8 protein-coding genes are annotated in these 11574 nt (G+C 38.0%); 2 read left to right on the top strand and 6 right to left on the bottom strand.

Going from position 1 to position 11574, the window contains the following annotated elements; translation table 11 throughout:
- The 6 genes from NF867_RS03750 to NF867_RS03725 all read right to left on the bottom strand — a co-directional run.
- Positions 1-3532: Ig-like domain-containing protein (locus NF867_RS03750; protein ID WP_465269307.1), on the bottom strand; the 3532-nt coding region annotated here is incomplete at its 3' end.
- A 445-nt stretch (positions 3533-3977) separates the two neighbouring features.
- Positions 3978-4373, bottom strand: a complete 396-nt coding sequence (locus tag NF867_RS03745; protein WP_252586208.1) for a response regulator — start codon at positions 4371-4373, stop codon at positions 3978-3980.
- Positions 4364-5482: a hybrid sensor histidine kinase/response regulator gene (locus NF867_RS03740; RefSeq protein WP_252586207.1), complete on the bottom strand. Its 1119-nt coding sequence runs from the start codon at positions 5480-5482 to the stop codon at positions 4364-4366. The genes NF867_RS03745 and NF867_RS03740 overlap by 10 nt, the downstream gene beginning before the upstream one ends.
- Positions 5463-7643, bottom strand: a complete 2181-nt coding sequence (locus tag NF867_RS03735; protein WP_252586206.1) for a sensor histidine kinase — start codon at positions 7641-7643, stop codon at positions 5463-5465. Before NF867_RS03735 ends, NF867_RS03740 begins: the two co-directional genes overlap by 20 nt.
- Positions 7640-8359 carry a hypothetical protein gene (locus NF867_RS03730; RefSeq protein ID WP_252586205.1) on the bottom strand — a complete coding sequence of 240 codons (720 nt, stop codon included), beginning with the start codon at positions 8357-8359 and terminating at the stop codon, positions 7640-7642. The genes NF867_RS03735 and NF867_RS03730 overlap by 4 nt, the downstream gene beginning before the upstream one ends.
- Positions 8360-8371: 12 nt before the next feature.
- Positions 8372-9532, bottom strand: a complete 1161-nt coding sequence (locus NF867_RS03725) for a ThiF family adenylyltransferase (RefSeq protein WP_252586204.1) — start codon at positions 9530-9532, stop codon at positions 8372-8374.
- Positions 9533-9643: 111 nt separating this feature from the next.
- Between NF867_RS03725 and NF867_RS03720 the strand changes: the two genes are divergently transcribed.
- The gene (locus NF867_RS03720) at positions 9644-10108 is read left to right on the top strand and encodes a response regulator (protein ID WP_252586203.1); all 465 of its coding nucleotides are present in this window, start codon (positions 9644-9646) and stop codon (positions 10106-10108) included.
- Positions 10109-10601: 493 nt separating this feature from the next.
- A complete protein-coding gene (locus NF867_RS03715; RefSeq protein ID WP_252586202.1) occupies positions 10602-11573 on the top strand; it encodes a ribonucleoside-diphosphate reductase small subunit in 972 nt (323 codons plus the stop codon).
- The last annotated feature ends 1 nt before the right edge of the window (position 11574 follow it).

Genomic DNA, 11574 nt, shown 5'->3' with positions numbered 1-11574 from the left:
AGCCGCCGCTACAGAAGGTGGTCGGTCCTGAAGGACTGATCGTCGCTACCGGTAATGGATTCACCGTTACATTTACTACCGCTGAAGTAGCAGAACATCCACCTGCTGCTGCAGGATAGCTTGCTACCACTGTATACTGCCCAGTTGCCGTTGCTGTATAGCTGTTAGAGGTTGCACCTCCAATTAAAGTCGCTCCATTATACCACTGATAAGTTACTCCTGAAGCTGATTGATTAGGAACTGAAATAACTTGTGATCCGCCCTGACAAAACGTGTATGGGCCTGGTGCATTCAAGGTTACCGTTGGAACTGAATTAACTGTTACTACTGTAGCAGGCGAAGTGGCAGAACAGGTAGTAATGGTATTGGTTACTTTGACTGTATATGACCCAGCTGTGGTTACTATTAATGTATTGCTGTTTGTTCCTACAGCTGTTGCTCCTTGGTACCACTGATAGTTCACGTTCGATTGTACCGGCGCGGTTAAGGTTACACTGCCGCCATTACAGAACGTGGTTGGACCAGAAGCTGATATAGTAGCTGTTGGCAACGGATTCACCGTTACGTTCACCGTAGCCGAAGTAGCCGAACAGCCGCCTGCTGCTGCAGGGTAGCTGGCCACCACTTTATACTGACCGGTTGCCGTTGCAGTATAACTGTTTGAGGTTGCCGACGGAATGGCTGTCGCTCCATTGTACCACTGATACGTTACGCCTAAGGCTGATTCATCAGTAACCGAAATTACCTGTGAGCCGCCCTGACAGAACGTGTATGGACCCGCTGCGTTTAAGGTTACCGTTGGTAATACATTAATTGTTACTACTGCAGGATCAGAGGATATCGGACAAGGCTTATTAGAAGGAACTACTGTATAACTCCCACTCGCTGTTGCTGTGTAAGTAGAATTTGTTGCTCCTGAAATAATAGCACCATCTTTATACCATTGGAAAGTTGTTCCGGATACGATACTTGATGCAGTTAGAACTATACTCGCATTTCCAGCAGCATTTTGACAGAAGGTTAATGCACCTGCACCAGAAATGCTTGGTTTATTTACAGGATTAACCGTAACAGCCTGACTAGAAGTTGCACTACAACCTTGATCAGTAACTTTTACTGTATAGGTATCAGCAGCACCGCTAACGGTTAAACTTTGAGAAGTACCCAAAACGGTTCCCGCAGAATTCTTCCACTCATATACTTTGCCTGAAGGGTTAGCCGTAAGAGTAGTACTTCCACCGGCACAATAGGATGGTGTTCCGGTGATAGAAACTGATGGAGGATTGGTAACAGTAATAGTTACACCAGGAGAAGTATAGGTTCCAAGACAAGTACCTGCTGTTTTGGTAACTTTCACCGTAAAAGTACCTGGCTTCTTAGGTATAATTTGCATTATACTTCTAGAAGAGTTATTTGGTGATTGACTAGGATTACTTGCCCGACCGGCGTCTGATACCGTGGCTAATACACCATTATAGTACCATTCGAAATCATAATCAGTAGTATTATAAGCTGCTCCAGATGCATCGGCAACACTTAATGTTGGATATGCATCTCCTGTACATAAACCTATTTTATTAGGATTTGGAGTAAGTACCGGTGATGGTGCAACTGCAAAGTTTGCTGTAGTTACTGTTTGAGTAGCAGAAGCCGTACAACCTGTAGTGGATGTAACTGTTATTTTGTAGACTCCAGCCAGGGTAACATTTAATGAAGTACCCGTTCCACCTGAGGCTGCAGGAATATCAACACCATCTTTAGACCATTGACGGGTTGAAATATTTGAACCAGAACTTGTTAAGGTTGCCCCATTACAAGTACTTGCTAATGAAATACTAACCGTTGGAACAGTCCCGTTAGAGACAGTTATAGTTTGCGTTCCATAACAGTTTCCATTAAAAACTTCAACTGCATAAGTTCCGTTATTAGTAACTGTTAAACTTTGAGAAGTTGATAGTATTGTACCCGGACTAGCTGTATTATACCATTTATACGAATTAAATGTTCCGGTTGAGAGTGTTGTACTTGTTGCACCACAAAAATATGGCGAACCGGTAATAACAGGTATTGGCGCCGGGTTTATAGTTAAGGCAACATTATTGGAAGTTTGAGAACATTCAATAAATGTGTTTGTCCCTGTCTGTTGATCATTATATGCAACTACATAATAATTGCCTGATTCAGAAGCATTTGATGCTGTAAATGTATAAGTCGCAAAATTTCCTTTTGCCGTAACTGCTGTTCCACCCTGTTTAAACCATTGATAAGATTTGGCCCCTGGTGATGCCGTTAATGTAATAACATCCCCCACACAATAGGTTCCACTACCACTGACAGTAACAACTGGTGGTGGATAGACCGTTAATCGTACAGGATCAGAAGCCACCCTACAGTTAGGATTACTTACAGCACCTCCCCCGCCACCTACCAATACACGATACAAACCTGAATTAGAAACTTGAAGATTTGTAAACGCTAAATCAGTTGTGGTTTGGATTGGCATATCAATCCAGGTCGCCCCGTTATCAACACTCTTTTGCCATAAGAAATCAGGATTACTATAACCAGCTCCTAAAACTGCCGAAAATGTAAAGTTACCACCCACACAAATGCTTTTATCACTGGTAGGTAGCATTCCTATTGAAGGACCACAAGGACGGAAGTTAATATCATCAATCGCCAAGTCATTACCACATCCTCCAGGATTATTATTAATCATCTTAATAATAACTGAGGAGTTACCCGAAGGTATGGTAAATAAGAACCCCACTTGTTGCCATAAATTCTGCTCCGTAACACACTCTGTTGGATTAGATGATGGCAAACCGTAGCTGGCTGCAGAAGTACAATTTGTTTGGTTTAAGTCCCCGGTTTCGTAATACCCTAAAACTGTACCGGAAACAGACTCAATTTGAAAACGAATATTTGGCTTAATCGCCGCATTTCCCCCACAAGATGATCCGTTAATTAAATTGGTAATATATGCAGAGAACTCATAAGTAGTTCCTGAACACAATGCATCTATACGCTGCTGGTAAAAAATCCCCGGCTCATATGCAGCATTTACCACATACATGTAACCGTCCGATTTCCCGTTCATCCAATAGGAATGGTCATGGTTATAGATGTGCCATGCTCCTGGCGCAGTAAACTTCCCACTTCCATCTTTAGATGTAGGGTGACTGACATTCCAATTCAGACGTGGAAGAATTGCATATTTATTATCATGCAAATCGTCAGATCCACCCGGATTAGGCAGCACACTTGGGAACCAATAGTTATAATTGGTGATGCCGGATGCCAATGCCGGGCCATAGTTGCTGCTTGCGCTGCCATAGCCAAAGTCAATTGTTACAACCGGGTTACCTAGTGTTCCACTACATAAAGCTCCGCTGGAAACCTTTTGAGCATAAGTTCGCTCAAAGTTTCCAAAGAAACCTATTAGTGAAAACAAAAAGATTATTAAAAACCGTAAAGAACCCTTTACAGATTTCAATAAACTCAATTTTTGTGCGTAGAAGTTGTGTTCCATGCAGTAGCAGTTAGGGTTAGTTTGTTGGTTATTCCGAAAATCGGAATTGGGTTTAATTGTATTTAATGCTTTGACTGATAAGCTATTAGTAATTTTTATTAACTAAAAAAATGTAAAATTTCCAATAGCAGAGCGTAATGAGCAATATTTTTCGCAGACACTTTCTCTAAAGTTTTATACGAAATAGAGAAATCAAAAGTTTCAGTTAGGTCTTTATAAATAGTAGGCAGAATTAATAGATATTATTATCTAGTTGGAAATATAATAATTAATACTATTAACTTAAAGTTAAAAAAAATAAAAACTAATAAAAGACGAGTTATTTATTTAGAAAAATAGAAAGAGGGGAATCTTTTTAATTAGTAGGAATATTTTCCACTTATGTGGAAAATATGGTTATAACAAAATTTTGTGTCATAAATTGATGTTTCAACAATTATTTATTCTAAACACATTTGAGGCTATCCAAGACTAGCCTAAGTTCATCTGTATCTAGTGGTTTTTTGATAAGTTTTGTAACTATTGGATTAGCATCGGCCATTGTCTGGTCTTTTATATCAACAGAAGAGGTGAGCATGATCACATTCATTTGCTGACTGACAGCCAGAGGGAAACGGATCAACTCAGCCAGAAATTCGAAACCATCCATTTCGGGCATGTGGATATCCAATAATATTAACTGAGGTAGCATTTCATTTAAGTGAGCATTTTTTCTTATATAATCAAGTGAATCAGAAGCTGATGAACAAGCAATAATATGATTGCTTATGCCACTTAACTTGATCATCCTTTCGGCCAAAAAAAGATCGATCTTACTATCATCAACCAACATTATACGCATAATTTTACCCCCTCAATCACTCGGTTAGGAATTGAAATTTCGAATTTTGTTCCTTCATTTATTATCGATTGTACCGAAATACTGCCTCCAATTTTGTTCAATGCGTCTTTAACAATATATAAACCTATTCCGGTACCTGTTCTACGGGTATTTTTCGCCCTGAAAAACAATTTGAATATTTGATCAAGATGCTCATTTAATATTCCGATTCCGTTATCGACAATGGATATAACTGCTTTTATCTCATCTGCCTTTATCGAGATATTGATCTGCTGAGAAGATTCTTCGGTTCGCTGATATTTAACTGCATTAGAAATCAGATTATTGAAAATAACCGCAATATGAAAATGATCTCCTTTGAAGTTTGCTGATTGCTCAACATCAAGCCTATAGTTTATTCCATTGTTTTGCGGTTTAAATTCCTCTAAAAGCCCGTTCACAAAACATTCAAAATCAATACATTCGTTTACCACTTCCGCCTTTGAATTTTGATAATATTCGATAACTTTTAAAATATAAGCATCAAGCTTATGAACACTTTGGGCAATAATATCCAGGTAACCATTGGGATCGGTTACTGACTGTTCGAGATTGGCCAGCTTTACAATCCCTAAAATTGACATTAAAGGCGATCGTAAATCATGCGACATGCTATAAATAAACCTGCTTAACTCATTATTGGTTTTTTCAAGCTCTTCTATATTTTGCTTAAGCTGCTTAGCGGTTTGGTAACTGTTGTAAGCATTATAAATTGTATTCCTCAGCTCCAACTCATCCCATGGCTTACGCAAAAAGCGGTAAATACGTCCACTGTTTATGGCCTCAATCAAGGTTTCCGAGTCAATGTAGCCAGTAATTAAAATTCTGATTGGATCTGGAAATCTTTCGAGTATAGTTCCAAAAAACTCCACTCCGGTACAATTCGGCATTCGTTGGTCGGCAATAATAACATGAATTGACACCTCCTGAAGTATACGATGTGCCTCAAAAGCTGATTGTACAGTGTAAATTTCAAATTCTCTTCTGAAAGCTGCCTTAAATGCATTCAGATTTTCCCTCTCATCATCAATATAAAGTATTCTGATGATATCATGTCCTAATGACCTCATTTACGCTTTGATTGGTTTTGGTTTTTAGTTTAATTGGTAAGAGCAGCGTAAATGTTGTTCCTTTGTTTGGAACTGAAACCACATCAATTTTACCTTGATGTTTTTCAATTATATTATATACAATTGACAATCCCAAACCGGTACCCTCTCCTACCTCCTTGGTAGTGAAGAAAGGATCGAATATGCGATCTTTTACCTCATCAGGTATCCCTATACCAGAATCAGTAACCGATATTTTCATCACATCATCATCAATCTGCGTTTTAATTTTGATAAAATGCTGTAGTTCAGGATTATTCTTATTGATAGCATGGATGGCATTGTTCAATAAATTAAGCAAGGCCTGATTTAGTTTCCCAGGATAACATTCAATTAGTTTATCGGCCAGATAATTTTTTTCTATGGTTATAAAGGAAGGAATGGAATGTTTTAAAACCACCAATGTTGAGTCTAAACACTCATGTATATCGGTCATTTTTAAATCACTTTCATCAAGACGGCTGAAGTTCCGTAAGCCCTTCACTATTTCCGCAGTACGGCTGGCACCATCTTCAATGCCTCGCAACAACATTTTAATCTCTTCACCTACGTAGGTCAGATCAATTTTCTTTTTAAAACGCTCAATTTCAATCAGCTGCTCTTCTACACTTTGATTTGGATTTAGATTCTCATACTTAGCAATAACAGCAAACAAATCATCGATATCCATTTGCAAAGGACGAACATTTGAGCTTACAAAGTTGATTGGGTTATTAATTTCGTGGGCAATACCAGCAGTAAGTGTACCTAATGAAGCCATTTTCTCTGCTTCCACCAATTGTGATTGAGTGTCTTTTAGTTGATGCAGTGTATGGTTCAGCTCGACATTGGCATTTTGAAGTTCCTGTGTCCGTTCATTTACCTTAGTCTCTAAGAAAACGTTCTGTTCTTTAACCAAGCGTTCATTTTCTTTGGAAGCCGCTAAAGCCATTTCCTGAGAATGTTCTTTTTCTCTTTTCAGAGTATTAATCTTATCAGCTAAAGCAAACGAAAGTAACGATACCTGAAAAGCAGAGCCAAGTTCAAGGATAAAGGAAGTAAATGTATTGTAAGGAATGATGTTAACATTACGCAATACAAACACCACTACCGCCAATAGAAATATCACATTGGCAATTAAAAAGAACTGCCCCGAACGGATACCCATTTTATGAATCCGATAACCGACATACAATGCATAAAATGAACCGATAGCTCCTATAACATGCAATAGTTGTAAGGCTAAATGATTATAACCGGCAAAGCAGCATGCAAGGGCAATAAAATAAGAAGAAATAAAAAGGTTAATCCCTTTATCAAGGTTTGCCGCAACGAGCCTGGTTTGAAGAAACTTCTTCATAAACAAACCCGTAGTAATGCCCGAAAAAACTGGGACGATAATCGTACTATTTATCGCAAACCAGCTATTATTTGGCCACAAAAACTGAAAACCGAAACCTTCGAGTGTTGCCTGAGATAATCCCACAAAGAAGATAAACAACACATAATAGATATAACTGCTATCTTTTACCGAGATATAGACAAACAGGTTATAAACCATCATTATTAAGATGATTCCAACATATATCCCAAATAATAGATCACGCTGCGAGGAATGTTTATAAATAGCCTCTTGGGTTCCTATAAAAATAGGAAGCTGAAGTTGGTCGTTGCTTTTAACCCTTAAATAATAAGAGGAGGAGGCTTCATTTGGAAGATTAAGCTGAAAAACATAATTCGATTGATCGATTTTTCGTTTATCAAACGAATAGTGTTCACCTAGTTTTTGGGCGATCAGTTGCCCTTTAGCGTTATACTGATAAAGATCGATCTCATCAATTATAGGGTTTTCAACAGCCAGCAGCAATTGCTCCACACCACTACGGTTCTCAACGGTGAATTTTAGCCAATAAGCCGATTTTGTAATCCCAAAATTGGGATTCTGGTGAGCATTAGATTTAAAATCATTTTTAACTATAACCTGTTGTAATGATTCCTTGCCTGAAGGATCTTCATAAATTGACAACGCATTTCCTAAAACGTAAACCTTTGTATGATCGGTTATAACTATGGGAGAACCCGCCAGCGCGTTTAACCCTGAAAAAATAAAACAGAAGAATAAAATGATCTTTAAAAACTTCATTTGTTACTTATATCATGATAGTCTAATTGATTTATAACAAGGTCGTAATTTAATTCGAACTGCCCTTTCGGTCCTCTTTCCAATCTGCTTTGAATAGGATTTGCTCTTAAATCAAAAATTAATTCCCGCTCGCTGGCATCGGCATTTACTAGTGTATCACAATCACTTAGCAACATTGCTGTTGCAATTAAATCATCCTTGGGATAATAAAACAAGCCATTATTACCCAGTGTGCTTTCAACAACGGCCCCAACCCTTCTGCCCATGCGCACAGTAACAGGAGAGCATAATACAAAAATGCTGGTAATGGGTAATTGAGAAGAAATAGCTGCACCGATCCGTGACAGAATATAACTCCCTATCCCCATGCCGGCCACTTCCATCGAGTTCCATAAACCACATAGTTCACTAGTACCCCCATTTAATTCCGCATCACGAACCATGTTCAATATTTTCTCATCATATTTATATAACGCCAATTCAATTGGCAAACTCATTCCACTCCGTCTCAATTGTAAACGTGCCCCACCCAATACCCTCTTACTTTCCTGCTCCTCCACCAAAATAACCATTGTATGCTTGTCATTCATCCAATCATGCTTATAAGAGGTTATTTTGGTTACACCATGTATTTCTAAAATACGGCGGTGACCATCTATATATTTCTGGCAAGCATCAGGATCGTCGATAGCACGAAAAACTCTGACTTCGATCATTTAGGATTCTTGTTAACTTTTATTCATATCATTAATAATTTTTTCGAGGTCGATAAAATACCTTCCGGATGACCGAAACGAATCCAATAATATTTTACGACAAGAATGGGTTACGATTGCTCCGCCTAAAACTGCTCCGGAGGCTAACTGAGGCCAGCCGTTAATGGTTTTTCCTAAACTTTGCAATGAATACAGCATCCGTTCTGAAAGATTTTCCATTCCTATCATCTGCGATAAGTACTGCATACGCTCCTGAGGGTTTATTCCCTCCAGCTTTTTGGCAATTACAGTACTTTCACCTTCGAGCTGTGGAACCATTCCATGCATAAGCATTCGCTGAGGTTCAAGGTCAAATCGCTCTATATCCAACATTCCCCGGTCATTTGTTTCCATCACTACCGGAATTTGCCTTTTACGAGCTTCAATCCTTGATAAAATCTTCATTTCAAAGCTATCACAAACTTCTACCAATAAGTTTAAACGCTGCTCCCCTTCACCTAAAAACTCAGCCATATTGGCAATTGAAAGCCCTTCTTTATAAACTTTAACTTTTATAAACGGATCAATCTCAGCTATTTCGCGGGCAGCACATATCACTTTAGGAACACTCAACTGCTGTACACCTGCTCTTAACCTGTTTAAATTACCTAGTTCAAGTGCATCAAAATCGGCCAAACGTAATTCACCGCAAACCCGTTCCATGGCCATGGTTACTGCCACAGATTGACCAACTGACAGACCGATGATTCCTACTTTTTTATTCCTTAAAAGATTTTGTTCCTCTTCTGTAATTTTAAGCTTGTTGCGAGCAGTTCGTACTTCGATAAATTCATTTTCATCAAGCAAATGCACTACTTTATTAATCCATGGATAAAAAACCCAAACACCATAAGTATCAGATGAATTACCTTTCAAATGGTCTTTAATTAACTGATCAAGCACATTGGCTGGCAACAATTTGTCGGGATTGCGAATCTTCATCAACTCTTTTAGCTGCGCATGAATTTCATCATAAACAGCAATGGATGAATTATATTGAAGGAGGTGGTAAAGCTTTTCGGCATCCAATGCATTAGACAACCTAAAAAACTCGGGCTGACATTCATTATTTCTAACATTGGTTTCACGAAGTTTATACCTCAGCAACTGAGGAATATCTACGCTTAAATTCATGATCTTGGTTTTAATGGGTTTAATTGAAAGGCGTAATTTAAATGAAAAATTCTTTCGAAGATAAAATTAATTAAGATATTCGAACATTCGTATCATATACAAAAGGCTCTTATGACAGATGAACAAATAAACATATTATATATTGACGACGAACCTCACAATTTAACAGCATTCAAAGCTGCTTTTAGACGTGAATTCACTGTTTTTACTGCCGAATCAGCTGCAGAAGGCAGAAAAATATTGGATGAAAATGAAATTCATATATTAATTACCGACCAACGCATGCCTAATATTACCGGAATTGAATTTTTAGAGTCAATTTTGGAGATACACCCTAACCCAATTCGCATGTTATTAACAGGATACGCTGATATTAGCGCTGTTATTGACGCAATTAATAAAGGACAGGTATATAGATACATTAGTAAACCATGGGATGAGTATGAATTGCGTCAAAATATTCAAAACGGGTATGATGTTTACATGTTGAGAAGAAAAAACAAGCAATTAACAGAAGATCTTGCTCAGGCCAATGACCAATTGGAATTCTTGCTACGTCAAAAACTACTTTCCTAACAATCAAGCCAATAGGTAACTATTAGTGCTTTCATACTTAAAAAAAACTGCTAATAAAAATTTAAGTTTCTTGGATTATTCGTTAACAGAATAATTTTCTGAAAAACAAGCGGTTATGTTTCTAACATTTTGTTGAAAATAAATTCAGTCTTCAATCCCTTCCACTAATTACTTTTGATTTCGTTCTTTGGATACACGGACAATAATCTATCCCTTCACAAAATCAATCGGTTAGCTTAAGTCCTATTACGAAAAAAGTCGAAGCGCAGCAGCAATTCCATCCGGATTCTGCAGACAATGCCTCAAAAACCGAAAACAAAAACGGTTTTTTAAAGGTATTTACTACAAAAACAATTAAACCACCAGTTTTACAGTTGACAAAACAACTTCGTTAGTTCCTATGAACGCAGGCAAGGGCCGGGCGAAAGGTAAAGTTGTCGACCGAGGTGTTTAATTGTTATGTAATTTTATAAGTAATTAGAAAGTAAGATATATGGAAAACGTTCAGGAGCCAATTTTACAAGAGAATAAGGAGCGGTTTGTACTGCTTCCTATCAAATATCCCACTGTATGGGAAATGTATAAAAAGGCCGAAGCTAGTTTTTGGACAGCAGAAGAAATAGACCTTTCACACGATTTGAAAGATTGGGAGAGTTTTAATGATGGAGAACGTCATTTCATTTCGCATGTATTGGCATTTTTTGCTGCCAGCGACGGCATTGTGAACGAAAACCTAGCAGTGAACTTTATGAGTGAGGTTCAAATTCCGGAAGCCCGTTGTTATTATGGCTTTCAGATAATGATGGAGAACATCCACTCTGAAACATATGCCTTATTAATTGACACTTATATCAAAGATACGGTTGAGAAAAACCGCTTATTCAACGCTATTGAAACGGTACCTTGTGTAAAGAAAAAAGCTGAATGGGCATTACGCTGGATTGAAAATGGAACTTTTGCTGAGCGTTTGGTTGCTTTCGCAGCTGTTGAAGGAATTTTCTTTTCAGGTTCTTTCTGTTCAATCTTCTGGCTTAAAAAACGTGGCTTAATGCCGGGTTTAACTTTCTCAAATGAGTTGATCTCTCGCGATGAAGGTTCTCACTGTGAATTTGCCTGCTTACTATACAGCATGCTTGTAAACAAACTTTCACAAGAGCGTGTTCATGAAATTATCACCGATGCGGTGACCATTGAAAAAGAATTTATTTCAGATGCACTACCTGTTTCATTAATAGGTATGAACGCCAAATTGATGCAGCAGTACATTGAGTTTGTAGCAGACAGGTGGCTGGTTGCTTTAGGTTATGATAAAATATACAATGCAACCAATCCGTTTGATTTTATGGAGATGATCTCCTTACAGGGAAAAACCAACTTTTTTGAAAAACGTGTTGGTGATTATCAAAAAAGCGGTGTAATGTCTGATAAAGACAGTAATATCTTCTCTTTAGATGAGGACTTTTAAT

The organism is Solitalea agri (assembly GCF_023914155.1).
Lineage (GTDB): Bacteria > Bacteroidota > Bacteroidia > Sphingobacteriales > Sphingobacteriaceae > Solitalea > Solitalea agri.
The sequence above is the reverse complement of the archived record's forward strand: the minus strand, read 5'-3'. Positions and strand labels throughout refer to the sequence as shown.

What these genes read in the sequence shown, in the direction of transcription:
- NF867_RS03745 (WP_252586208.1), bottom strand. Translation starts at nt 4,373, where the DNA reads ATGCGTATAATGTTGGTTGATGATAGTAAGATCGATCTTTTTTTGGCC.
- NF867_RS03740 (WP_252586207.1), bottom strand. Translation starts at nt 5,482, where the DNA reads ATGAGGTCATTAGGACATGATATCATCAGAATACTTTATATTGATGAT.
- NF867_RS03735 (WP_252586206.1), bottom strand. Translation starts at nt 7,643, where the DNA reads ATGAAGTTTTTAAAGATCATTTTATTCTTCTGTTTTATTTTTTCAGGG.
- NF867_RS03730 (WP_252586205.1), bottom strand. Translation starts at nt 8,359, where the DNA reads ATGATCGAAGTCAGAGTTTTTCGTGCTATCGACGATCCTGATGCTTGC.
- NF867_RS03725 (WP_252586204.1), bottom strand. Translation starts at nt 9,532, where the DNA reads ATGAATTTAAGCGTAGATATTCCTCAGTTGCTGAGGTATAAACTTCGT.
- NF867_RS03720 (WP_252586203.1), top strand. Translation starts at nt 9,644, where the DNA reads ATGACAGATGAACAAATAAACATATTATATATTGACGACGAACCTCAC.
- NF867_RS03715 (WP_252586202.1), top strand. Translation starts at nt 10,602, where the DNA reads ATGGAAAACGTTCAGGAGCCAATTTTACAAGAGAATAAGGAGCGGTTT.